The following is a 25,090-nucleotide window of genomic DNA, read 5'->3' as shown; positions in this document are numbered from 1 at the left end:
CGCGAAACGAGCTTTTGTCACTAAGTGGACAAAGCCGTTTACGCTTGAAAGGGGCGGTTATATTGCGAGTGGCCAGGCCTTATTTGCTGTCGCTGGTTTTTGTGCTTGCTGTAATGGCGGGGCTTTCCCTGCTGCCACATATGAGAAAGTCCGAGTCGGGCAGTGAGATAGCCGTATTTCGGCCAACTGCTGCAACAAGGCTGACGAACAGCAATCTTGTTGATATGATGATTGGCCTAAAGCTGGCTACGCCGATTAGGCGGGTGGAGTGGGAGAGCTCACTTCTGACAGTGGAGTTTAAGGTGAAGGCGGGAAGAGAGCTGCCAGCACAATGGACTCGCGATGTTGAGCAATTGCTGCGGTTGTCATTTGCCAGAATGGAAAATGTGAACCGGGTGCTGATCCGCTACGCTGTGCCAGCAGAAGAGGCAGCATTGCAAAGCAATGCAGGTTCTGCGGGAGGAGAGCGTACAGGGCAAGCAGACGGCACGGTGAAATCACGGCTGCTGCTTGCGATGGACATTCGGCGTACAGACAGCTGGCTCGCAAGCCTTGGAGAGCTTGGCAGCGCTGATCCGCTGCATGATGAATTATGGCGGAAGAGGCTGCGTATGAGCAACACATCAGAGTGGACGAAATGGGATGGGCCGGTGCCAACTTATTCTACCAGACCTGCTGCGGAATAAAGATTAATGGCCTGCTCCGTCTTTCCGCTTGAAAAAATGCCAATCCTGAGGGCAGCTTCATATGCGTCTTACATAAAGTTGTGCTATAATAGTTTAGATTATTGAGCGGCAATATCTGCTTCTCTGTTCGGAGGCTTACCCCATGAAACCGTATCGTGTACCACAATTAGCGAAGAAGTACGTCGATTATGACATGATTCAAAACCATACGCAGCTTCCTGCTTTTCCCGATTCGCGTCTGCACCTGCTTCAAGCTTTCCTTAGCGAAACCCGCTTTTATGCGGAGAAGGCTGAGCTATTCGCACTGGTGCTGTCTTTAGTGCAGCTAGGACTGGATACGCATGATGAGATTGATGTAGAGGATGGAAGCCGCTCGGAGCGCGAGATGCGATCAAGGCAGCTCAAGGTGCTTGCCGGCGATTATTTCAGCGGCCGTTTCTACCAGCTGCTGGCACAAGCCGGAGAGATTGCAATGATAGCCAAGATCAGCCAAGCGGTATGCGAAGTCAATGGGCTGAAGATTACCCTTTATTTACGCATGCAGCAAGCTGCCATTCAGGCTGATGATTATTTTAGCAGCATGGTGCAGCTGAAAAGCGGCCTGTTTCTTGCCTTTCAAGATTTACTGGAAGGTGCGGCAGCCCTTTATTGGACGGAGCTGCTCCACGCTTTAAGCTGTTGCGAGATTGTGCTGGAGGAGCTTGCTCGCTGCAAGGTGCCGGCGCGTTTTCACCAGAGCTGGGCCTACTGGCATGTTTTGCAGGTAGGTACGGATGAAGAGCAGCTAATGCTGGAAGGTCCGCAGATGGACGCCGGTTACGTTAGCGGCTTGTTTAACAAATATGATATTCATGCTAAGCTTGCGGCGCTGCTACAGCGGGCTGTGGAAGATGTCCGAATGATTGCGGGCAAGCTTGAATCAGACAAGCTGAATCAAGAGCTGCAGCGCATTTTGGATGCAGTGCTTTACAAAATTGCGGGTTTTGCTCCCGCTCTCAACGAGACGAGGTGACCTTAGACGAATGGATGCAAACTCCAAGGGGCATGTGCATGCAGTATTTGAAAACATCGCTCCCAAATACGATTTAATGAATGACCTGTTAAGCTTTCGACGTCATAAGGCTTGGCGGAAGTTTACGATGCGCAAAATGAATGTACAGCGCGGCCAGACTGCGCTTGACTTGTGCTGCGGTACCTGCGATTGGACGATATCGCTAGCCCAAGCTAGCGAGAGCGGGGCCATAAGCGGACTTGATTTCAGCCAAAATATGCTGAATGTCGGTTACGAGAAAGTGAAGCAGCTTTCGCTCGACAAGCAAATTACGCTTGTGCAGGGCAATGCGATGCAATTGCCTTATGAGGATAATTCTTTTGATTATGTAACGATTGGTTTCGGCCTGCGCAACGTGCCTGATTATTTACAGGTGCTCAAGGAAATGCACCGCGTTGTGAAGCCGGGCGGACAGGTCGTATGTCTGGAGCTTTCTAAACCAAGCTGGCAGCCATTCAAGGCCTTATATTATTTATATTTTGAACGAATTTTGCCGATGATCGGCAAGCTGGTAGCCAAGCGATTCCAGGAATATAAGTGGCTGCCGGATTCATTAAAGCTTTTTCCTGACCTAAAGCAGCTTTCGGCACTGTTTGAAGAAGCAGGGCTTGAGCAGGTGAAGGGCTACCCGCTGACTGGAGGCATTGCTGCGCTGCATATAGGCATAAAGGAGAAGAAGCCAACATGATTCGCAAAATACGCATTATTCTTGAAATGATAAAGTTTGAGCATACGATATTTGCGCTCCCCTTCGCTTTTATGGGGGCGATTCTGGGCGCTGTTGTCATGGAGCAGCGTCTTCCTTCTTGGGCGGAAATCGGCTGGGTTACACTTGCGATGGTAGGTGCCCGCAGCGCTGCAATGTGTCTTAATCGGCTCATTGATGCTGCGATTGATTTGCGCAACCCTCGGACAAGCAATCGGGCTATTCCGGCAGGCTTGCTGAAGTCAGCGGAGGTGCTTTTATTTACGATTGTTTCCTTCGTGCTGCTCTTCATTGCTGCTGCTAATCTGGCTCCGCTTGCGATGAAGCTGCTTCCCATTGCGGTCGTAATGCTAGTGCTCTACTCTTATACGAAGCGTTTCACTTGGTTGTGCCATGTTTTTCTCGGACTAACGATCGGTTTGTCGCCGCTTGGCGGCTGGGTAGCTGTTACGGGCGGCTTTAACACGGCAGCATGGGTGTTTTATGTAACGATTGCCCTATGGATTGCTGGCTTCGATATCGTCTATGCAACGCAGGATTATGAGTTTGACCGGAAGGAAGGCTTGAATTCCATTCCTGCCCGGTTTGGTGTAGCGAAGGCGCTGTGGATTGCCCGCAGCTTCCACATAGTGACGGCAGTAGGCTTTGTTACTTTGTTTTTGATGACAAACTTGAGCTGGCTTTATTTGCTTGGAACGGTGCTTGCAATTATTATGCTTTTCTATCAGCATTGGCTGGTGCGTCCAAACGATCTTTCCCGCGTTCAGCTTTCGTTTTTCGGAATGAATGGCACTTTAAGTGTCGTTTTGTTTCTGTTTGCTATTATTGATTTGATGGTATTGCACAAATGGTAGGGGGCAGAGCTGCTGGCGCAGCAGGCAGATGGGTAGTCGGAATAACCGGGGCGAGCGGCTCTATCTACGGCATACGGCTGGCAGAGGAGCTGCTCAAAGCGGGCTTTGACGTCCATCTCGTTGTAACTGAGGCTGGCTGGAGAGTGCTCAAGGAAGAGCTGGGCTGGGTGTCGAGCCGCAGACAAGCTGCTGTCGAGCTGCATTTTGCAGAGGCTGTGCAGGCGAAGCGGCTTGTTTTGCATCCGAATGCAGATATAGGGGCTAGCATTGCCAGCGGCTCCTTCCGGGTACAGGGGATGGTCGTTGCGCCTTGCTCCATGGGGACGCTCGCCTCCATCGCTCACGGCATTTCCGATGATTTGCTGTCAAGGGCGGCAGACGTGATGCTCAAGGAAGGGCGCAAGCTGCTGCTGCTGCCACGCGAGACACCGCTGCATGCGATTCATCTGGAAAACATGCTTAAGCTTGCAAAACTGGGCGTAACGATTGTTCCAGCTATGCCGGCCTTTTATTATAAGCCGCAATCAATGGATGACATGATTGATTTTTTGGTTGGCAAATTATTAGATTGCATGGGGATTGAGCATGCATTGTTTACAAGATGGGGGGATGGGCCTGATGCTGATTAAAGACAGCTTGCCCCTGATGATTGGAGAAATTGATTACGCAAACGCATGGCCGCTTTTTGTTGGTCTTGACCAGCGTCTCGATGCTTCTGAGCTCGGGCTGTGTTCTCGCATTCCGGCAGAGCTGAACCGCAAGCTGCGAGAGGGAGAGCTTCAGGCTTCGGCCGTCTCCTCCTATGCTTACGGCTTAAACAGCAAAGACTACTTGCTGCTCCCTGACCTATGCGTAGGATCGGTGGGCCGGGTTAATTCGGTTCTGCTGTTCCTAAAGCAGCCAATTGAGCGAGTGCGTCCACGGCGAATTGCGGTCACAACCGCTTCAGCCACTTCCGTTAATTTGCTCAAAATTGTTATGAAGCTTTATTACGATCTTGATGCGGAATATATTCCTGCTGAGCCAGTGCTTGACCAGATGCTAGAGGATGCGGATGGGGCGCTCATCATTGGCGACCCGGCTATTCATGCTTCTTGGAGAAGTGAAGGGCTGCACATCATTGATCTTGGGGAGCTATGGCACCGCTGGACGGGTCTCGGCATGACCTTTGCGGTTGTGGCGGTTCATAAGGAAGCGGCAGCAGCCTTTCCACAGGAAATTCATGATTTACATCAGGCGATGCTGGCGACTAAGCGTCACAATCTTGCCAACTTGTCCCCACTCGTGGACAAGGCTTGCAGCGAGCTTGGCGGCGAACGCTCGTATTGGATGGACTATTTTACATGTCTGCAATATGATTTCGGACAGAAGCTGCGCGAGGGACTGGCGCTGTATTTCCGTTATGCGACACAATTAGGGCTGCTGGACCATGAGGCTCAGCTGGCGTTCTACGAAGACAATTCTGCCGAATAGGTGAAAGAATGAAACTATTAGATATGTACGCAAAATTAAAAGGCGATATCACGCAAATAGAGAAGGAGCTTGAGCGCAGCGTCACTTTCGAGCATAAGCTGTTGAGCGAGGCATCCCTTCATCTGCTCAAGGCAGGCGGCAAAAGGCTGCGTCCTGTTTTTGTACTGCTTGCGGGCAAGTTTGGGCGCTATAATCTTGAGGTTATGAAAAAAATTGCTGTGCCTCTTGAGCTGATTCATATGGCCTCGCTTGTCCATGACGATGTAATTGATGACGCAGCTACCAGACGCGGCCAGCCTACGGTCAAGGCCAAATGGGATAATCGGGTTGCGATGTATACGGGAGATTATATTTTCGGCAGAGCGCTCGTTATTGCCACGGAGCTCGGCAACCCGCAAATTCATCAGGTGCTGTCCAAGGCGATTGTACAGATGGGCATTGGCGAAATGGAGCAAATCCGTTATTTTTTCAATACGGACCAAACCATACGCCATTATTTGCTGCGCATCCGGCGCAAAACCGCATTGCTCATTGCAGTAAGCTGCCAGCTTGGAGCTATTGCAGCAGATGGGGACAGACAGACGGCAAACCGGCTGTATGAATATGGCTACAATGTGGGCATGGCGTTTCAAATTCGCGATGATTTGCTTGATTTGTTCGGAACCGAGAAGCAGATCGGCAAGCCGCCGGGCTCTGACATTAGACAGGGCAACATTACTTTGCCCGTTATTTTGGCTCTGCAGGATGGAGCAACCCGCGAGCGTCTGCTTGTGGAAATTGCCCGTATTCGCGAGCATAATGGCAATGTGGATACGCGAGAAGCGATTGATTTGATCAAAAATAGCAAAGGCATTCATGTCGCTGAGCAGCTTGCAGCAAAGTATGTCGAGAAAGCTCTGGCTGCTTTGAAGGAATTGCCCGCTATTCCGGCGAAGAAGAACTTATCCGATATCGCACATTTTGTCGGCAAACGCAATTATTAATCAAGATGCGAAAAAGGAGCTGCTACAAGTGGAAAGAACTTTTTTAATGATTAAGCCTGACGGTGTTCAGCGTGGCCTTATTGGTGAAATTATGTCGCGCTTTGAGCGTAAGGGGCTTCAATTGGTTGCAGCGAAGTTTATGACCGTAAGTAAGGAGCTTGCTCAAAAGCATTACGAGGAGCATGAAGGCAAGCCTTTTTATGAGCCGCTTCTGGCATTTATTACTTCTGGTCCCGTGTTTGCGATGGTTTGGCAAGGCGATAACGTCATCGCGCTAACCCGTGCTTTAATTGGCAAGACGAACGCAGTGGATGCGCTTCCAGGAACCATTCGCTCTGATTTTGCTGTACATACGAATTTTAATTTAATTCATGGCTCCGATTCACCTGAAAATGCCGTGCGGGAAATTTCTATTTTCTTCACTCCTGAACAGCTTGTGGAATACGAACAAACGATGCAGCGCTGGGTTTAGCCAGTTGCGATACAAACGGAGGCTGAAGGCATAATGACGGAAGATCGCGATTTTGCAACGTTTATCCAGAAGATGAGAGATAAGACCAATATTGATTTATCGCAATATAAGGAAGCGCAAATGAAACGCAGGCTTACGACGCTGCGCATGAAGCATGGATTCCAGACCTTTGATGAATATTGGAAGAAATTAGAAAATGATCGAACGTTAATGAATGAATTTCTCGACCGCATGACGATTAACGTCTCGGAGTTTTGGCGTAATCCGAATCGTTGGGAAGTGCTGAAAAATCAGTTTTTTCCAGAAATGCTGCAAAGCAGCAGCCGCTTGAAAATTTGGAGCGCTGCGTGCTCAACGGGCGAGGAGCCTTATACGCTGGCGATGATTTTGACAGAGATTGGCGCGATTAACAAATCGTCGATTTTGGCAACGGATCTGGATAGTATCGTGCTGCAGAAGGCGCAGGAAGGCATTTATTTAGAGCGCTCCCTTAAGGATGTACCGCCAGCATTCCGCCAAAAATATTTTTCTCCAGATCATGGTGCCTTTGCCGTATCGAATGATTTGAAAAAATCAATCCAGTTCAAGCAGCAAAATATGCTGCATGATACGTTTGATAGCGGATTCGACCTCATTGTTTGCCGCAATGTTATGATTTATTTTACCGAGGATGCGAAGCGCGTTTTGTACCACAAGTTTGCAAAAGCTTTGAAGCCGGGCGGCATTTTGTTCGTTGGCAGCACGGAGCAGATTTTTTCCCCAGCCCAATATGGCTTTGATACGGCAGATACGTTCTTTTACAGAAAAACGGGCAATTAATGTATAGCGTCTTCCTTAATCTCCTATACTAGTGGTAGTAAAGCACCATTTTGGAGGCGGAACGAAGGATGGATAAACGCAAAGTGATTCAAGCCTATAAGCTTGGTTTTATATCGATTCAGGAGTGCGCGCAAATTTTAGGATTGGACAGCGGGCAATTGCCGGGATTATTGAAAGCCCAGCAGATCGCTTCCGATTATGCGGATTCGCAGAGCAAGCGCACGGTAAATAGCTGACGGAAGACCCATAGAGGGGCGTCGCTATGAAAAAGAGCAGGATCAGGTGCCCTATCAGGCTTCTGATTCTGCTCTTTTTTCAGCATTGAGGAAAGAATAGGATATTTCCATCCTTTCGCTATATGTCTCGGACTGAAACGCGCCGCACCGCCAAAGGACGGCTGGAGCCGTTTCGCCTTGAGATAAAAATGGCGCTTGGACGCGGATCGGCGGCGCGCATTTCTTGTCAAACCCGCAAGGCTGTACTATAATGAGCAAAGATGTTTAGGGTAGCTGATGATAGCAAACGCCTAATAATCGGCACAATGCGCACGCTTGCAGCGCCCCAGGCCATATTAGGTTGTTTGCGTTGAAGGAGGAGCTTTAGGTTGAGTTTACGTTATTTGACAGCGGGGGAAACACATGGTCCCCAATTGACCGCCATTATTGAGGGTCTTCCTAGCAATTTAACCATTGATTTTGAGGAAATTAATTTTCAGCTTCACCGTCGCCAGAAAGGCCATGGCCGCGGTCGTCGCATGCAAATTGAGAAGGATACGGCAAACATTGTCGGCGGCGTTCGTCATGGTCGGACGACTGGCGCTCCTGTAGCTCTAATTGTGGAGAACAATGACTGGAAGCATTGGACAAGTGTAATGAACATCGCCCCAATTGAAGGCGGAGATGAAGAGAAGCGCCGCGTACACCGTCCGCGTCCTGGACATGCGGATTTGAACGGCGGTTTGAAATATAATTTGAAGGACCTTCGCAACGTACTGGAGCGCTCCAGCGCCCGCGAGACCGCAGCACGCGTAGCGGTAGGCGCAGTAGCGCGCCAGCTTCTTGCTGAATTCGGCATTAAAGTAGGTGGACAGGTTATCCGCATTGGCGAGATTGAAGCGCCGGCAAACCAATTGCCGCTGGATGAGCTCATTCGCCTTACGGAAGAATCGCCTGTACGCGTCGTTGATAAAGAAACCGAAGAGAAAATGACCGCTTACATTGACCAAATTAAAGCCGAAGGAGATTCCATCGGCGGCGTGGTCGAGTGCATTATTGAAGGCGTGCCAATTGGACTGGGAAGCCATGTGCAATGGGATCGCAAGCTGGATGCGCGCATTGCAGGCGCAGTCGTTTCGATTAATGCCTTCAAAGGCTGCGAAATCGGCATTGGCTTTGAAGCAGCGAAGCTGCGCGGCTCACAGGTGCATGACGAGATTTTGTATACGGCACAGGAAGGCTATACGAGAGCGACGAACCGTCTGGGCGGATTCGAGGGCGGCATGACCAATGGCGAGCAAATCGTTGTCCGCGGTGTAATGAAGCCCATTCCAACGCTTTACAAGCCGCTTCGCAGCGTAGACATTGACACGAAGGAGCCATTCACGGCGCAAGTGGAACGTTCCGACAGCTGTGCGGTTCCGGCAGCTAGCGTTGTAATGGAGCATGTTGTGGCTTTTGAAGTAGCGAAAGCTTTTCTTGAGAAGTTCGGCGGCGACTCCATTGAGGAAATTCGCTCGAACCTGAATCAATACCTAGAGCAAATTGGCAGGTACTAAAGGATGAGAGAGCTAACGGTTGATTTAGGCGAGCGCTCATATCCAATTTATATCGGGGAGGGTCTCTTGCAGGAGGCTCCCTCTTTTTTCGAAAAGCATGGCATTAGCAAAAAATCTCCGCTGTTAATCATCTCGGATGATAAGGTGGCACCCCATTATTTGGAGCCGCTTGCAAATGCGCTAAGCGCAGCAGGCTTCCAGCCGTCGACAGCAATTGTACCGTCGGGCGAAAGCTCGAAGTCTTTGGCGATGCTGGAGGAATTGGTCACTCATGCGCTGAAGGCGGGGCTTGACCGCAAGTCGGCGATCGTTGCCCTTGGCGGCGGCGTAGTTGGCGATTTGGCTGGTTTCGTAGCTGCGTCCTATATGCGCGGCGTGAAATTCATTCAAATTCCGACGACGATTTTGGCGCATGACAGCAGCGTTGGCGGTAAAGTGGCAGTCAATCACCCGCTGGCGAAAAATATTATCGGCGCTTTCCATCAACCGGAAATGGTGCTTTATGATTTGTTTACGCTCCAGACGCTGCCGCCGCGCGACGTAAGTGCAGGCTTGTCGGAGGTCGTCAAACACGGCTTCATCTGGGATGACGCTTTCGTGCAGTGGTGCGATGAAAACTCCGAGCGTCTGCTGGCGCTTGATCCAGATGCGCTCGGCTATGCCTTATATATGGGCTGCAGTGTGAAAGCGGCTGTCGTCTCTAAGGATGAGCGTGAAAATGATCTGCGTGCCATTCTGAACTTGGGTCATACGATTGGCCATGCGCTGGAGGCTGTAGCCGGTTATGGCGAGCTGCTTCATGGTGAGGCAATCTCAATCGGCATGATTGGCTCGGCCAAGCTTGGCCTGCGTTACGGAGCGCCTGAGGACGTCTATACTACAACGAAGCGCGTGCTTGCCAAATGCGGGCTTCCGGTGAAGCTGCCAGAGCACTTCGACGTGGACGCGATTATGGAAGCGATGATGCATGACAAAAAGTTCAGTGAAAGCACGATGGTGTTTGTGGTGCCTACGGCTATGGGCGAAGTGGAAATCAAGAAGGATGTACCGGCGTCATGGGTTCGGGAAATTGTGGAGGAATTGAAACAGGAGGCCGAGTAATATGAGCGTTAGGGGAATTCGCGGGGCAATTACCGTCGATACAAACGAGAAAGAGCCTATTTTAAAAGCAACACTAGAAATGCTGCATGCGATTGTCGCAGACAATGACGTTCAGCCTGATGATATTTGCAGCGTATTTATTACAGTGACGAATGATTTGGATGATGCGTTCCCTGCATTGGCTATTCGCCAAATGAGCGGCTGGGAGCTAGTTCCCCTTATGTGCGCGCTGGAGGTGCCTGTCAAGGGGAGCCTTGCGCGCTGTATAAGGCTTATGGTCACCGTGAATACGGATAAAACGCAAGCCGAAATTAAGCATGTGTACTTGGGAGGAGCCCAGGTGCTTCGTCCAGATTTAACGCAATCCTAATCTAATTGACGATCAGGCACAAGATGTTGTATATTGGATGAAGTAAATGAGACTAGTTGAGTAGCAAGTGAGCAGGTTTAGTTGAAATTAGATGAGCAGAGCAGAGACGAGTATAGCCAAGTTGCGAATATAATGACTGTAGAGCAGAGTGCGTAATGATGGAATAGAGGATGTATAAGTTTAGCGCTTATAGTCGATTTCTATTTCAACGTAAGAAGAGTCTATCCATCGTAGGAGATGGCGACAGCTGTTTACGTTTGCGTACAAACGTTTGCACAAGATGCTGCTATAGGTTTATTTGCAGGCTAGCCTTTACTTTTTTGTCCTCATCTTAAATCAACGCCCCTGCCTTGGCAGGGGCTTTTTATTTTGAATGTGTCTACACATAGCGAGAAGGGGGACGTAACGATGAATAGTGAATTACAGCAAGTGGTCAAGCTCTCGGAGGAATACAATCTCATTCCGATCGTTCGTTATATGATGGCGGATACGGAGACGCCGATTCGGCTATTTCAGCATTTTGCCAAGGAAAAGCATGCATTTCTGCTTGAAAGTGTAGAGGGCGGCGTGAAATGGGCGCGTTATTCTTTCATTGGGACCGATCCGTTTATGATGCTGTACGGCAAAAACGGCAAAATGATTTTTGAGAAAAATGGTGAAAAAATCAGCTTCGACGATAAGCCGCTAAGCTTGCTGAAGGATCATCTTCGTTACTATCGCAGCCCGGCGATGTCCCATCTTCCTCCTTTTACGGGCGGGGCGATCGGATTTTTCGGCTACGATTTGCTGCAATATTATGAGAAGCTTCCAGCTCACCGCGTTGATGATTTAGAAATGAACGATTTGCAGTTTATGTTCTGCGATCAAGTCATCGTGTTCGACCACTTCAAGCAGCAGCTGCAAATTATCGGCAATGTGCATGTGCCGAAGGAGACGACGCAGACTGGCATTGTTCAGTCCTATGGCGTTGAAGAGGCGTATAACGCAGCAGTTGCCAAAATCGAAGCGACGGTAGAGCGCTTGCAGCAGCAGGTGAAAATCCCCGTTCCAATTGGGGCAGGCGTGCCTACGATGCCTGAGGTTGGCGAGGTGCAGTCTAATTTGACGAAGGAGCAGTTCATCGCCAATGTCGACAAAGCGAAGGAGTACATTCGCGCAGGCGATATTTTCCAGGTGGTGCTGTCCCAGCGCTTCAGCATTGAGACCGACGTTGATCCGCTGCATGTGTACCGCGTGCTTCGCACGATGAACCCTTCACCTTACATGTATTATTTGAAAATGGGCGAAGAGGTAATCGTCGGCACATCGCCGGAGGCGCTCGTTAAGGTAGATGGCAGCAAGGTGGAAACCCGCCCAATCGCCGGAACGCGCCCTCGCGGCAAAACGCCGGAGGAGGATCTGGCGCTGGAGCAGGATTTGCTGGCAGACGAGAAGGAGCGCGCGGAGCATCTGATGCTTGTTGACTTAGGTCGCAACGACATTGGCCGCGTATCCGAGTTCGGCTCGGTGAAATGCGATTCCTTCATGGAAATCGAGCGTTACTCCCACGTTATGCATATCGTTTCGAATGTGACGGGCAAGCTGCGGGAGGACAAGGATTTTTACGATGCGTTTCTCTCCTGTCTTCCTGCCGGCACCGTGTCTGGCGCACCGAAGCTGCGGGCGATGGAAATTATCGCTGAGCTTGAAAATGAAGCTCGCGGCGCTTACGCTGGAGCGATTGGTTATTTAGGCTTCGGCGGTACGCTCGACACCTGCATCACGATTCGGACGATCATTTTCAAAAATGGCAAAGCCTACGTGCAGAGCGGGGCAGGCATCGTCTGGGATTCTGTTCCGGAAAGCGAATATACCGAAACGGTGAATAAAGCGAAGGCGCTGCTGACGGCCATTCGGGCCGCTGAACAGCTGTTTGGCAAGCCTGGAGACGTAAGTGTTCAGAGCTTCAATGCCATTAATAGCGATTATTACATTAAAGCAGGGGAGGGCTTCGGACAATGACAAACAGTCTAACACCGATTACGATGCAAAGCGCGTTAACTAAATTAATCGGCAGCGAGCATTTGTCACGCGAAGAAGCCCGCTCCGTTATGGATATTATTATGAATGGCGATGCGACGCCGGTTCAAATTGCAGGTGTCGTGACGGCGCTGCGTATGAAGGGCGAGACGAAGGACGAAATTACAGGCTTTGCTCAGGCGATGCGGGCGCATTCGAGCCATGTGCAGACTGAGCAGGAAGGGCTGCTTGATACTTGCGGTACAGGCGGCTCCGGTATTCATAAATTCAATATATCGACGTCCTCGGCGATTATTGCGGCGGCAGCCGGCATTCGCGTAGCCAAGCATGGCAACCGCGCGATGTCAGGCAAAGCGGGCAGCGCTGATGTGTTGGAGGCGCTGGGCGTGCAAATTACGCTCACGCCGGAGCAGGCGGAGGAATGTCTGAAGCAGGTCGGCATCTGCTTCATGTTTGCGCAGCTGTACCATCCATCGCTTCGCCATGCTTCTGTTCCACGTAAAGAGCTGGGCATACGGACGATATTTAATATGCTGGGCCCGCTGACGAATCCTGCTGGTGCTGATCGCCAGCTAATCGGCTTGTATGATGCTAAGAAAACGGATACCGTCGCTTCGGTGCTGGCAGAGCTTGGCGTCAAACGTGCAATGGTCGTGAGCAGCAACGACGGGCTGGACGAAATTAGCATTTCGGCACCAACTCGAGTATCGGAGCTGCGAGGCGGCGAGGTTCGCACGTATGAAATTACGCCGGAGGAGCTGGGCCTCACCCGCTACCCGATCAGCGAGGTGCTCGGCGGCGATCCAGCAGCCAATGCGGCGATTATTCGCGGCATATTCAGCGGAGAGCAGCGCGGCGCCTATCGCGATATCGTGCTTGCGAATGCAGGGGCTTGCATTTATGTGGGCGGAGCTGCTGCGAGCTTGACAGATGGTGTTAAAATCGCGGCGGACATGATTGATTCCGGATTAGCCGAGCAAAAGCTGCTTGGCCTCATTCAAACGACAGGAGAGCTGACCCATGTTTTTGGATAAAATCGTAGCAACAAAGCGCGAAGAGGTTGAAGCGCTATCCTCCACCTTCCATTTGGCGGAATATGAGCGGACGATTGCCGAGCTTGCTCCGTGCCGCGGCTTTGAGCGTGCATTGACTACGGGCCGCAAGCGCACGGTTGGACTCATTGCCGAGGTGAAAAAAGCTTCGCCTTCTAAAGGGCTGATTCGCCCTGAATTTCACCCGGCGGAGCTGGCAGCTGCGTATGAGCAGGCCGGCGCGGATTGTATTTCCGTGCTGACAGACAGGCAGTATTTTCAAGGGGCAAACGAGTATTTGACGCTCGTGAGGGATACGGTTAGCCTTCCGCTGCTCCGCAAGGATTTTATGATTGATTATCGTCAGGTGTACGAGGCGAGAGTCATTGGCGCGGATGCGATTTTGCTCATTGCGGCGATATTGACGAAGCAGCAAATGTCTGAGCTGTATGATACAGCTGTTTCGCTTGGCATGGATGTGCTGGTCGAGGTGCACAACCGCGAGGAGCTGGAGGCGGTGCTTGAGCTGAACAAAGCGACGCTTATTGGAGTCAACAATCGCGATTTGAAAAGCTTTGTCACGGATCTGCGTACAACGGAGCAGCTGATCGGCTTGATGCCGCAAGGGGTGACCGTGATTAGCGAGAGCGGCATTGCCGGTCCGGCAGATATGGATTATTTGCAACGTATTGGCGCGCAAGGGGTTCTAATTGGCGAGCATTTCATGCGCCAGGCTGATGCAGGTCAGGCTATTATAGACTTGATGGGTCCGGTGAGACGCTAGTGCAGGCGCAGACGCTTCCCCGGATTAAAATTTGCGGCCTGAAAACGGTAGAGACGATTCAGCAAATGGACGGGCTGCCGTTCCATGATATTGGATTTGTATTTGCGGCTAGCAAGCGTCAAGTGCTGCCTGCGCAAGCAGCAGAGCTGGTTGCGGCAGTACACGGCTTGAAGGCGGCAGCAGGGCAGCGTCCCCAAACCGTCGGCGTATTCGTCAATCCAGCGCTTGCGGAGCTGCGCGAGACGCTGGCTATTGCTCCGCTCGACGTGGTACAGCTGCATGGCAGTGAAACACCGGCTTTTTGCGAAGCGGTACGTGAGCAATTTGCTGTTAAGGTGTGGAAGGTATTTTCTATACGCGAGGAAGCAATTGTTCAGGCTGAGAAGGCTGCTGGCAATGGAGCTGACCAAGATGCTGATAAAGCTGCTGATAAGGACGGAGATGCTCTTGCTGGGGTGGAGGCGGCAACTGCTCGGCTCGCTCCTTATGGTGGCAAGGTCGATGCTGTTCTGATCGACACTGCCGGGGGAGGTACGGGCAAAGCGTTCAACTGGGAGGTTATCGCTGACTACCAAACGGCGGCAGCGCAATTGAATGTGCCGCTTTATGTAGCGGGTGGTCTAAACCCGGACAACGTACAGGAATTGTTAGCTGCGTATGCTCCGAACGGCCTCGATGTGTCCAGCGGAGTAGAGACGGACGGCGTTAAAGATATTGAGAAAATTAAATTATTCGTCAGAAAGGTGATGCAACGATGAACCGAGTACCGGATGAAAATGGTCGCTATGGCAAGTTTGGCGGCCGTTATGTTCCCGAGACATTGATGAACGCACTGCTTGAGCTGGAGGAAGCGTACAATCACTATTCCAAGGATGAATCCTTCCAAGAGGAAATCCGCAATTTGCTGCATAAATATTCAGGCAGACCTACCTCGCTCTATTATGCAGAGCGCCTGAGCGAGCAGCTTGGCGGTGCTAAAATTTATTTGAAGCGTGAGGATTTAAACCATACGGGCGCCCACAAAATCAATAATACAATCGGTCAGGGCGTTCTTGCAAAGCGCATGGGCAAAACGAAAATTATTGCCGAAACGGGCGCTGGCCAGCATGGGGTTGCTTCGGCAACGATTGCGGCATTGCTTGGACTGGAATGCAAAGTATTTATGGGCGAGGAAGATATGAAGCGCCAGCAGCTCAATGTTTTCCGCATGCAGCTGCTTGGAGCCGAAGTCGTGCCGGTTCTTTCGGGAACACGCACACTTAAGGATGCCTGTAATGAAACGCTCCGCTACTGGGTTAGCCATGTAGACGATACGTATTATATTTTGGGCTCGGCGACAGGGCCGCATCCATATCCGATGATCGTCCGCGATTTTCAGCGGATTATCGGGGACGAAGCGCGCAAGCAAATTGTGGCAGAGGAAGGACGTCTGCCGGATTATGTAGTCGCAGCAGTTGGCGGCGGCAGCAATGCGATCGGTATTTTTTACCCGTTTATTGAAGATGCGGCTGTGCGTTTGATCGGTGTTGAAGCAGCGGGACGCGGAGTTGAGACCGATGAGCATGCGGCAACGATGACGAAAGGCCGTCATGGCGTATTCCAAGGCTCGCTGAGCTATGTGCTTCAGGATGACAATGGACAAGTGCTGCCTGCACATTCCATTTCGGCTGGTCTCGATTATCCTGGCATTGGCCCTGAGCATTCGTATTTGAAGGATTCGGGCCGCGCGGAATATTTTCCGATTACGGACGATGAAGCAATGGATGCCTTGCAGCTGCTGTCGCGAACAGAAGGCATCATTCCAGCGCTGGAGTCGGCGCATGCGATTGCCCAGACGGTCAAGCTGGCACCAACGCTTGATAAAGATCAAATTATTGTTGTCAGCCTGTCCGGCCGCGGCGATAAAGATGTAGAGACGATTATGAGCAAGCTGGGAGGCGCAGTTGATGAATCTCATTGATACGGTATTTGCAAAGCTACGTGAGGAAAAGCGTACCGCGCTGATCCCTTTTATAACGGTAGGAGATCCTGACCTTTCAACCTCATTGTCGATTATTAAGCAGCTGGAGGAATCCGGTGCAGATCTAATCGAGCTGGGCGTTCCTTATTCTGATCCGCTTGCGGATGGTCCAGTCATTCAGCGAGCTTCCGAGCGTGCCTTGAGAAGCAGCATTACGCTGCGCGACTGCATTGAAGCTGCGGCGCAGGCGCGTGAAGCCGGCGTGAAGCTGCCTTTCATCCTGTTCACCTACTTTAATCCGGTGCTGCAGTTCGGTCTGGAAGCGTTTATGGAGCTGGTGAAAAATAAAGAAATCAGCGGCTTGATCATTCCCGATCTGCCGATTGAAGAGGATGCCGAGGTTCGCCGGCTGGCGGAAGCCGCGGGCATTCACCTTATTCCGCTTGTCGCACCGACCTCCAAGGATCGGGTCGTACGTATTTCACAAAAGGCGAAAGGCTTCGTCTACTGCGTATCCTCGCTGGGCGTAACGGGCGTGCGTGCTGAATTCCACAGTGGAATCGACGATTTTCTCGCTACTGTGCGGGAAGCGACTGATCTGCCGATCGCCGTTGGGTTTGGTATTTCGAGCCGTGAGCAGGTGGAGCGCTTCTCCAAGCAATGCGATGGTGTTGTGGTAGGCAGTGCAATTGTACGCAAAATTGAAGAATCCATTCAACTGCTTGAGAAGGAGAATACCCGTGCAGAGGGCTTAAAGCAGATCGGCGAGTTTGTAGCTGATCTGAAAGGCTAGAGCATACTCAGCCTCTTTGCGGGAGGCATCATATAAGAGGCGCAGAATAGGAGCATATTCTGCGCCTCTTTTTTACTTGGACAGGATATGAATATTATTATCCGTACTCTATACGTTATCGCCAAAACGATAGCGTCTAATGGAAGGACGACGAAGTCGTTTTTGCTTATGGCAGCTCAAAATAACATTGATTTTGCCCAAATTATGGCTTATACTAGCACTAGACCGACCGACGGTCTATAGAGAGGAGCGACGAAGCGGACGATGCGTATACTGAAAGATCCGGAAGAACGTAAAAATGAAATTTTAGATACGGCAGAAATGCTTTTTTATACGAAGGGCTACAATAAAACGACGATTAATGACATCCTTCAGGAGATTGGCATTGCGAAGGGGACATTTTATTATTACTTTAAATCCAAAGAGGAGGTTATGGATGCAATCATTATGCGGATTGTGGCGGCGGATGTTGCTTCTGCAAAAAGCATAGCCGCAAGCTCGGAGCTGCCGACCCTGATCAAGCTGTTTCAAATATTGATGGTTCAGAAGCCTAAGGATGGTGACCGTAAGGAGCTGCTGCTGGAGCAATTTCACCAGGTCGGCAATGCCGAAATGCATCAGAAAAGCCTCGTACAGACCATTATCCACTTGGCGCCAGTATTAACAGCAGTCATTGAGCAAGGCATAGAGGAGCAAATTTTTCAGACTGAATACCCGAAGGAGACGGTTGAATTTTTAATTGTAGCTTCCACTTTTCTGTTCGATGAAGGTTTATTCGAATGGCAGCCAGAGGAGATGTTCCAGAAGGCGAAGGCCTTTATTCATGTTATGGAAACGACGCTAGGAGCGAAAAAAGGCAGCTTTGATTTTATATTGGATATGCTGATTAACCCGAAATAACCCGAAATCATCTGGAATTCCCCGCATTAGCGCTGCACTCAAGCTGCGCATCTTGGGCGTGGCCGTTAGCGTATTTAAGTTTGCTGCTGGCTGTTCAATGGCTGGTTACGCTTGTATGGCCGCTTATTTTTTTGAATATTATAGACTGACGGTCAGTCTACAACAACAAACAACAAGCCTATTTTTTAAGGAGGAGCTAATTGATGATACAAAGCCAAGCGAAAAAAGAGTGGTTCGGAAGAAACTTCCAGCTGCTCCTGTTAGGACAAATTATTTCGATTTTAGGGAGCGCTCTGCTGCGCTTTGGCCTATCGCTTTATGCACTGGATCTTACAGGGCGGGCGGATATTTTTGGCACGCTCTATGCGTTATCCAGCATCCCGCTGCTGCTGTCGCCAATTGGCGGGGCTATCGCTGATCGTTTCAATCGCCGTCATTTAATCGTTATATTCGATTTTGCAAGCTGCTTGGTTGTTCTGGGCTTTTTGTTCCTATTGACAGGGGGACACGCAACGGTTGCTGTTATTGGTATGGTGATGGTATTGCTATCGCTAATCAGTGCGATGTACCAGCCTGCTGTACAAGCGAGCATCCCGCTGCTGGTGCAGGAGAGCCGGCTAGAGCAGGCCAATGGAATGGTGAATGGCATCGGCGCTCTTGCCCAAATGGCTGCTCCAGTGCTTGGCGGCATCCTGTATGGCATTCTTGGTCTGCAAACGTTACTGATCGGAAGCGGTATCGCTTTTTTCCTGTCAGCCGTCATGCAGCTATTTATGGACATTCCGTTTGTAAAGCGTGAGCAGAAGCAAAATATCGTCGCAACGCTTGCAGCAGATATGAAGGAAGGGTTTGCCTATGTAGCCCGTCAGCGCTCGATTTTAAAGGCGATGATTCTAGCGGCGCTGCTCAATTTTATTTTAACGCCGTTTTTTGTCGTTGGCGGACCGATTATTTTGCGGGTTACGATGCATAGCAGCGATACACTTTACGGAGTCGGCATGGGCATTTTGGAATGCAGCACGATTTTGGGTGCACTAACAATCGGCATCTTTGCGAAAAAAATGAAAATGAGCACTTTATTTCGGTGGCTGCTCATCATTGCCGTTTTGCTATTGCCATTATCCCTGTCGCTGACACCATGGATGCTGGGGCTTGGTTATTATCCTGCCTATATTTTATTTATTGCAAGTGTTATTCCGATTGCGATGTCACTGACGATCATTTCGATTTTTGTGCTGACCCGGGTTCAAAGGCAGACACCAAATGACTTGCTCGGAAAGGTGATGGCCATCATTATGGCGGTTGCACAGATCGCAGCACCTATTGGGCAAATCGTCTATGGCAAGCTGTTTGAAACGTTTAGCAAGCAGGTTTATATCCCTGCGCTGCTCATGTTCGCAGCCATGCTGGGGATGGCCTGGGTAACGAAAAGGTTTTATCACAATCAAATAGAGGAGGGGCAGGAAGTTGCTAGATAGAGTGTGGAGAAAGGATATCGCAAGGAATAAGCTGATTACCGCTATTTTATTTATGTTCATTTGTATGTCGTCGTTGCTAGTAGCAAGCAGCGCAAGTATGCTGCTGGAGCTGTTTCGTTCGGTGGATGACTGGTTTGAGAAAGCGGCTGTCCCACATTTTGTACAGATGCATGTCGGGGAAATCAATCAGCAGGAGATTGATGCTTTTGCCAGTCAAAGCAAGCTGGTAAAGGATCAGCAAACCGTTGAGATGCTTTCTATTGAGCCTGCTGATGTATATTTTGGCGCCAGCGGCGTGTCAGAGGCCGGCAGCGTCATGGAAATGAGCTTTGTGAAACAAAACAAAGCGTTTGATTTTTTACTTGATTTGAATAATGAGCGGCTGGATGTGCTTCCGGGCGAAATAGCAGTGCCGATTTATTTTATGCAGCAGCATGACTTGGAGCTTGGAGATACGGTGCGACTGGCGACGGACTCCTTCAGCAAAACCTTTACGATAAAAAATTTTGTTAGGGATGCCCAGATGAATCCGTCTATTGTCAGCTCAAAGCGTATCGTTGTAAGCGATGCGGATTGGGAGAAGCTTAAGGGCTATTTTGCCGAAAAAGAATATTTGATCGAATTTCTGCTGCATGATGGGGAGCGCACGAGCGAATTTGAACAGCTCTACCTAGCTTCTGGCCTTCCGCACCAAGGGACTGCGATTACATATGCTGGGTTTCGGCTATTGAATGCGCTGACGGATGGCGTTGCCGCCGTTGTCGTTCTTTTAGCCAGCGTGCTGCTGATCGTCATCGCCTTTCTCTGCCTGCGGTTTACGATGCTTGCTGCGCTTGAGGAGGAGGTTTATGAAATTGGCGTCATGAAGGCGATTGGGATAGCCGGGAGCGATATCCGTCAGCTTTATTTAATGAAATATCGGCTGATCGCCTTAACAGCGACTATGGCGGGGTGGGTGCTTTCTTTATTTGCAGAACGGGCTTTTATGGCGAATCGGAGCCTTTACATAGGGATAGCTGAGAAAAATGCACTAAGCTATATCATCCCCTTGCTGGGGGCAGGTTGTATTTTTCTATTCGTAATGTTGTTCTGCCGCTTCGTTTTGGGGGGATTTAAACGAATATCAGCCGTTGAAGCCATGCGCTCAGGCAGCACTTCGGCTAAAGGGCGGATGACAAAATGGCTGAGGCTCCATCGCAGCCGTTTTATCCCTATTCATATATTTGTCGGCATTCAGGATGTGTTCATCCGGTTTAGAACATTTGGTTTGCTGACCTTCGTATTCACGCTCTGCTTCTTCCTAATCATCGTGCCTGTCAATTTTTTAAATACGATGAAATCGCCTGATTTTATGACCTATATGGGAGCGGGGAAGAGCGATATTCAAATTGATTTGCGGCAAACAGACGATGTAGCGCAGCGATACAGCAAGATGCTCGCCTATATTCAACACGATAGCGACGTAGAACGCTATTCGCCGCTCGTAACGAGCTCTTATAAGATGCGCAGCGACGATGGTGTCTATGAAAATGTGAGCGTGCAAACGGGCGATTTCTCGCTGTTTCCGCTAGCTTATTTAAGCGGGGCTGCTCCCGCTGCAAACGATGAGATCGCTCTTTCTTATTTGCATGCGAAGGAGCGCGGCAAGCAGCTCGGCGACACGCTGACGCTCATCGTTGCTGGGGAAAAACGAGTGCTGAAGCTGACGGGCATTTATCAGGATGTGACCAATGGCGGCAAAACAGCTAAAGCGCTGCTGCCTTATGAACCACATTCCGTCCTTTGGTATATGGTCAGCTTGGATGTAAAGCCGGGCGTTGCAATTGGCGAAAAAAGGGCTGAATACGCAGCTGCCTTCTACCCGGCAAAGGTGACGTTTATGGATGATTATTTATCTCAGACACTGGGCTCCACGATAAACCAGCTGCAAAAAATAACGGTGCTTACGTTAGCGGCAGCACTCGCCATTGCGCTGCTGATTACCGCTTTATTTTTCAACATGCTGATCGTGAAGGACGCTTCTGAAATCGTCATTATGAGGAGTCTTGGGTTTTCCTTGAAAAATATTCGCCAGCAATACATCATCCGCTCCTTGGCGGTATTGCTGGCTGGAATCGTGTTAGGTACCGCGGCAGCGGGAAGTGTTGGGCAGGGCGCAGTCAGTATGCTGATGTCATTTGTGGGCGCAGCCCGCGTCGAATTTGTCGTTAATCCGCTTGTGGCCTATGTGCTTATTCCTTTGATATTCCTCGCTGTAGGGCTGGTAACGACGCTGTTTAGCAGCTTAACCATAACAGCAAATGTCAAAGGTGCTGGCGCAACAAAATAATTTTTGAAAAGAGGGCATTTTGATGACTATCGTGTTAGAGGCAAAAAATGTGAACAAAAGCTATTTCGCAGGCAAAAATAATGAACAGGCTGTGCTGAAAAATGTGAATCTGCAAGTACAGGCAGGGGAGTTCGTGTCTATAATGGGCCCTTCTGGCTGCGGCAAGTCTACCTTGCTGTACACGATTAGCGGGATGGACAAAATGACGTCTGGCAGTGTTGCCATACAAGGGCAAGAGCTTGGGGGGTTATCTGAAGAGCAGCTGGCTCAGCTTCGCTTGAGCAAAATGGGATTTGTTTTTCAACAAAGCGGATTTTTGAAAAATCTCAGTCTGCTCGACAATATTATTTTGCCCGCTTATAGGGCGAAAAGAGAGAGTCGCGCCGCTATTGTTCGGCGGGCCAGCGATCTGATGCAGCGGACTGGAATTGCGGAGCTTGCCGCTGCTGACAAGTCGGAGGTGTCCGGTGGACAGCTCCAGCGGGCAGCTATTTGCCGGGCGCTTATTAATCAGCCGGATATCTTGTTTGGCGATGAACCGACAGGAGCTCTTAATTCCAAATCAAGCGATGAGGTTATGGCTATTTTAACCGAATTAAATCAGGCGGCGGGGACGACGATCATGCTGGTGACCCATGATGCGAAGGTGGCTGCCAAAACACAGCGCGTCTTATTTATGCTAGATGGCTGCATTGTCGGTGAGCGGGTAATGGGGCGGCTTGGGCAGCGCGGACAGCTTGGACAGGCTGATTTGAAGGAGAGGGAAGCAAATCTGTCCTCCTGGCTTGCAGATATGGGATTTTAGACTATTCTTATGGCGGTCACCATCAATTGCAGCAGAATATCTTTTAAAGCGGGGCAAGATGTGAGACAATAAGCCTTATGCAATTGATATTTATATATCAATTAATCTGTAGATATATAAGAAGAGGTGATCGGCAGTATGCAGCCAAAAAATAATATTTTACATCTCCCTGTCTATCAGCCTGGCAAGCCGGTTGAAGATGTGAAGAGAGAGCTAGGCCTAACTGAAGTTACGAAGCTGGCTTCCAATGAAAATCCTTATGGTTGTTCGGAGCAGGCTAAAGCGGCAATCATGGAAGAATTAAACCAAACGAATATTTATCCTGATGGTGCGAGCATTGAGCTTGCAGCAGCACTTGCGGGCCATCTTAACGTAAAGCCGGAGCAGCTGATTTTCGGCACAGGCTCTAGTGAAATTATTTTAATGCTGGCTCGTGCGTTTCTCGTTGCAGGAGACGAAACGATTATGGCGGACGAGACATTCCCGCAGTACAAGCACAACGCTGAAATTGAGAACGCTCGCATCATTGAGGTGCCGCTCAAGGATGGCAAGCACGATCTTCCTGCGATGCTGGCGAAGGTAACGGAGCGAACGAAAATCATCTGGATTTGTAATCCGAACAATCCGACCGGCACGATTGTGACGAAGGCTGAGCTGACTGCTTTTTTGCAGCAGGTTCCGAGCCATGTGCTCGTTGTGCTGGATGAGGCGTATTGCGAGCTCGTAACCGATCCGGAATTCCCCGATGGTATTGAACTGCTTAGCAGCTACCGGAATTTGGTCGTACTTCGCACATTCTCGAAGGTGTATGGATTAGCGGCGCTTCGCATTGGTTACGGCGTTGGCGACCCGGAGGTGCTGCGCTTCATTAATCAGGTGAGGGAGCCCTTTAATACAACGAGAATCGCGCAGGCAGCGGCTAAAGCGGCCTTGACTGATCAGGCTTTTATTCAGCATGTTGTGGGGCAAAATGCAGCGGGCATCGCTTATTTTGCTGCTCAGTTTGACCGGCTGGGCCTTGTTTATTATCCGGCGCATGGCAATTTTATTATGGTCGATGTAAAGCGTCCATCTCCGGAAGTATTTAATGCGCTGCTGCGCAAAGGCTTTATTATTCGTTCCCGCTGGACGTATTACCCGACCTATATTCGGGTCAGCGTTGGCACGAAGGAGCAAAATGAGCAGTTTATAGCTGCTTTGGAGCAGGTTTTGCAGGAAGTGGCGGTGCAGTCATAAGGTTATGGTAAAAATAGCGATATTTGGCGTTGGATTAATTGGCGGATCGCTTGCTCTATGTTTTAAGGGCAAGCCGGACGTAACGGTTGTCGGCTATTCCAACCGTCCTTCCTCCGCAGAAAAATATGTCAATCGTGGCGTCGTTGATTCGGCAACGACATCTGTTCGTGAGGCGGCTTCAGACGCTGACTTTATATTCCTCTGTGTTCCTGTAGGCAAGCTAGAGGAGTATGTAGATGAGCTGAGCCAGCTGCCGCTGAAGCCGGGCTGTATTGTGACGGATGTCGGCAGCACGAAAGCTTCCGTGGCATTATGTGGACGGAGGCTGGAGAGCCAGCCCGGCGTATCGTTTATCGGCGGGCATCCGATGGCAGGCTCGGAGCGCTCCGGCGTTGAAGCGGCATCGACCCATTTGTTTGAAAATGCTTTTTACGTCCTCACGCCTGATGCGTCGACACCGCAGAGTCAGCTGGACAAGCTCACTGAGCTGCTTGCGCTGACGAAAGCGAATATTGTCAGTGTAGACGCAAATTCGCATGATGAAATCGTGGGCGCGATCAGCCATCTGCCGCATATGATTGCAGTGGCGCTGGTCAACCAGATTCGCGGCTACAATGAGCAGGATCAGCTTTATGCCTCGCTTGCAGCGGGAGGCTTCCGCGATATTACCCGTATCGCTTCAGGCGACCCTGTCATATGGCGCGATATTTTGGTCAATAACAAAAGTGTGCTGCTTAAGCTGCTGAGGGATTGGAATGCCGAAATCGCCACATTCGCAGACCTGCTCGAGCGAGAGGATGGCGAAGGCATAGAGGAAGCGTTCCGCACAGCCGGTGAATTCCGCAGCAAGCTTCCTGAGCGTCGCAAGGGCATGCTGCATTCGATCTATGATTGTTATGTAGACGTACCCGATCATCCCGGCATTATCGGTAAAATCGCCAGCGACCTTGGCAAGGAGCGCATCAATTTGAGCAACATTCATATTATTGAGAGCAGAGAGGACGTTCCGGGCATTCTAAGGCTGTCCTTCCGCACGCAGGAGGATTTGGATCAGGCCCAGCTTGTGCTTGCAGATGCGGGCTTTGCAGTTCATCAGTAAATAGGAAATGGGCTCCGCAGCAGCTTTTGAGCTTTGCGGGGCTTTTTTTGTTTATGGCTATTAGTTGAACTTACGTAGCAAAATAAATAGAAGGCATATCTGGGGCGTCAAGCAACCATAAAGAAGCAGCGGGCGAAAAAGAGGTGAAAGGGTTTCTAAGTGGGTTTGCAGATACACCCAAAAAGGAACAAAAAAAGACCGCCATTGAGGCGGTCCATGTTCATTCTCAGAACATAAGTTTTGGATAGGAGTGGAGAGAAACCATACTGTACTTTTATTATATGTATACGCTTCCAATATGTCAATAAGCGTTTTCATTTTTCTTTATTTATTTTGAAAACGCTTCTCTTGGAGCGACAATATTTGC

25 protein-coding genes are annotated in these 25,090 nt (G+C 50.1%); all 25 read left to right on the top strand.

The genetic code is table 11. The annotated features are described in order from the left end of the window. Positions 1–62 precede the first annotated feature (62 nt). Positions 63–686 (top strand): hypothetical protein, encoded by a 624-nt coding sequence (locus tag V5J77_RS15440; RefSeq protein ID WP_338551734.1) that lies wholly within the window; start codon positions 63–65, stop codon positions 684–686. Positions 687–828: 142 nt separating this feature from the next. Further along, a complete protein-coding gene (locus V5J77_RS15435) occupies positions 829–1,698 on the top strand; it encodes a heptaprenyl diphosphate synthase component 1 (RefSeq protein WP_338551733.1) in 870 nt (289 codons plus the stop codon). 10 nt (positions 1,699–1,708) lie between these two features. Beyond that, positions 1,709–2,425, top strand: coding sequence for a demethylmenaquinone methyltransferase (locus tag V5J77_RS15430; protein ID WP_338551732.1), 717 nt, complete (start codon positions 1,709–1,711; stop codon positions 2,423–2,425). Continuing rightward, entirely contained in the window at positions 2,422–3,297 is an 876-nt protein-coding gene (locus V5J77_RS15425; protein WP_338551730.1) for a UbiA-like polyprenyltransferase, read from the top strand. The genes V5J77_RS15430 and V5J77_RS15425 overlap by 4 nt, the downstream gene beginning before the upstream one ends. After that, positions 3,291–3,926 carry a UbiX family flavin prenyltransferase gene (locus tag V5J77_RS15420; RefSeq protein WP_338551729.1) on the top strand — a complete coding sequence of 212 codons (636 nt, stop codon included), beginning with the start codon at positions 3,291–3,293 and terminating at the stop codon, positions 3,924–3,926. Before V5J77_RS15425 ends, V5J77_RS15420 begins: the two co-directional genes overlap by 7 nt. Beyond that, positions 3,916–4,770 (top strand): menaquinone biosynthesis protein, encoded by an 855-nt coding sequence (locus V5J77_RS15415; RefSeq protein WP_338551728.1) that lies wholly within the window; start codon positions 3,916–3,918, stop codon positions 4,768–4,770. The genes V5J77_RS15420 and V5J77_RS15415 overlap by 11 nt, the downstream gene beginning before the upstream one ends. A gap of 8 nt (positions 4,771–4,778) precedes the next feature. After that, complete coding sequence (locus V5J77_RS15410) at positions 4,779–5,753, top strand: polyprenyl synthetase family protein (RefSeq protein ID WP_338551727.1); 975 nt, start codon at positions 4,779–4,781, stop codon at positions 5,751–5,753. Between the two features lie 28 nt (positions 5,754–5,781). Continuing rightward, on the top strand, positions 5,782–6,225 hold the full coding sequence (gene ndk, locus V5J77_RS15405; RefSeq protein WP_338551726.1) for a nucleoside-diphosphate kinase: 444 nt from the start codon (positions 5,782–5,784) through the stop codon (positions 6,223–6,225). 33 nt (positions 6,226–6,258) lie between these two features. Next, entirely contained in the window at positions 6,259–7,044 is a 786-nt protein-coding gene (locus tag V5J77_RS15400) for a protein-glutamate O-methyltransferase CheR (protein ID WP_338551725.1), read from the top strand. 68 nt (positions 7,045–7,112) lie between these two features. Continuing rightward, positions 7,113–7,280 (top strand): hypothetical protein, encoded by a 168-nt coding sequence (locus V5J77_RS15395; protein ID WP_338551724.1) that lies wholly within the window; start codon positions 7,113–7,115, stop codon positions 7,278–7,280. A gap of 368 nt (positions 7,281–7,648) precedes the next feature. Further along, positions 7,649–8,818 carry a chorismate synthase gene (gene aroC / locus V5J77_RS15390; protein WP_338551723.1) on the top strand — a complete coding sequence of 390 codons (1,170 nt, stop codon included), beginning with the start codon at positions 7,649–7,651 and terminating at the stop codon, positions 8,816–8,818. Between the two features lie 3 nt (positions 8,819–8,821). Further along, complete coding sequence (gene aroB, locus V5J77_RS15385; RefSeq protein WP_338551722.1) at positions 8,822–9,919, top strand: 3-dehydroquinate synthase; 1,098 nt, start codon at positions 8,822–8,824, stop codon at positions 9,917–9,919. Between the two features lies 1 nt (position 9,920). Continuing rightward, positions 9,921–10,289 (top strand): chorismate mutase, encoded by a 369-nt coding sequence (gene aroH / locus V5J77_RS15380; protein WP_338551721.1) that lies wholly within the window; start codon positions 9,921–9,923, stop codon positions 10,287–10,289. A 408-nt stretch (positions 10,290–10,697) separates the two neighbouring features. Next, positions 10,698–12,290, top strand: a complete 1,593-nt coding sequence (gene trpE, locus V5J77_RS15375) for an anthranilate synthase component I (RefSeq protein WP_338551720.1) — start codon at positions 10,698–10,700, stop codon at positions 12,288–12,290. Then, positions 12,287–13,342, top strand: a complete 1,056-nt coding sequence (gene trpD, locus V5J77_RS15370; protein WP_338551719.1) for an anthranilate phosphoribosyltransferase — start codon at positions 12,287–12,289, stop codon at positions 13,340–13,342. Before trpE ends, trpD begins: the two co-directional genes overlap by 4 nt. Further along, on the top strand, positions 13,329–14,123 hold the full coding sequence (trpC, locus tag V5J77_RS15365) for an indole-3-glycerol phosphate synthase TrpC (RefSeq protein WP_338551717.1): 795 nt from the start codon (positions 13,329–13,331) through the stop codon (positions 14,121–14,123). Before trpD ends, trpC begins: the two co-directional genes overlap by 14 nt. Beyond that, positions 14,123–14,881, top strand: coding sequence for a phosphoribosylanthranilate isomerase (locus V5J77_RS15360; RefSeq protein WP_338551715.1), 759 nt, complete (start codon positions 14,123–14,125; stop codon positions 14,879–14,881). The genes trpC and V5J77_RS15360 overlap by 1 nt, the downstream gene beginning before the upstream one ends. Then, a complete protein-coding gene (gene trpB / locus V5J77_RS15355; protein ID WP_338551714.1) occupies positions 14,878–16,083 on the top strand; it encodes a tryptophan synthase subunit beta in 1,206 nt (401 codons plus the stop codon). The genes V5J77_RS15360 and trpB overlap by 4 nt, the downstream gene beginning before the upstream one ends. Beyond that, positions 16,070–16,876, top strand: coding sequence for a tryptophan synthase subunit alpha (trpA, locus tag V5J77_RS15350; RefSeq protein ID WP_338551713.1), 807 nt, complete (start codon positions 16,070–16,072; stop codon positions 16,874–16,876). Before trpB ends, trpA begins: the two co-directional genes overlap by 14 nt. Positions 16,877–17,140: 264 nt before the next feature. Further along, positions 17,141–17,776 carry a TetR/AcrR family transcriptional regulator gene (locus V5J77_RS15345; RefSeq protein ID WP_338551711.1) on the top strand — a complete coding sequence of 212 codons (636 nt, stop codon included), beginning with the start codon at positions 17,141–17,143 and terminating at the stop codon, positions 17,774–17,776. A 203-nt stretch (positions 17,777–17,979) separates the two neighbouring features. Further along, the gene (locus tag V5J77_RS15340; RefSeq protein ID WP_338551710.1) at positions 17,980–19,254 is read left to right on the top strand and encodes an MFS transporter; all 1,275 of its coding nucleotides are present in this window, start codon (positions 17,980–17,982) and stop codon (positions 19,252–19,254) included. Next, positions 19,244–21,583 (top strand): ABC transporter permease, encoded by a 2,340-nt coding sequence (locus V5J77_RS15335; RefSeq protein ID WP_338551709.1) that lies wholly within the window; start codon positions 19,244–19,246, stop codon positions 21,581–21,583. Before V5J77_RS15340 ends, V5J77_RS15335 begins: the two co-directional genes overlap by 11 nt. A 22-nt stretch (positions 21,584–21,605) precedes the next feature. After that, a complete protein-coding gene (locus V5J77_RS15330; RefSeq protein ID WP_338551707.1) occupies positions 21,606–22,388 on the top strand; it encodes an ABC transporter ATP-binding protein in 783 nt (260 codons plus the stop codon). 138 nt (positions 22,389–22,526) lie between these two features. Continuing rightward, on the top strand, positions 22,527–23,624 hold the full coding sequence (gene hisC, locus V5J77_RS15325) for a histidinol-phosphate transaminase (RefSeq protein WP_338551706.1): 1,098 nt from the start codon (positions 22,527–22,529) through the stop codon (positions 23,622–23,624). A gap of 4 nt (positions 23,625–23,628) precedes the next feature. Further along, positions 23,629–24,723: a prephenate dehydrogenase gene (locus tag V5J77_RS15320; RefSeq protein ID WP_338551705.1), complete on the top strand. Its 1,095-nt coding sequence runs from the start codon at positions 23,629–23,631 to the stop codon at positions 24,721–24,723. Positions 24,724–25,090: the final 367 nt, after the last annotated feature.

It is taken from the genome of Paenibacillus sp. KS-LC4, from assembly GCF_036894955.1.
Classification (GTDB): domain Bacteria; phylum Bacillota; class Bacilli; order Paenibacillales; family Paenibacillaceae; genus Pristimantibacillus.
This window is presented reverse-complemented; position numbering and strand designations above follow the sequence as displayed.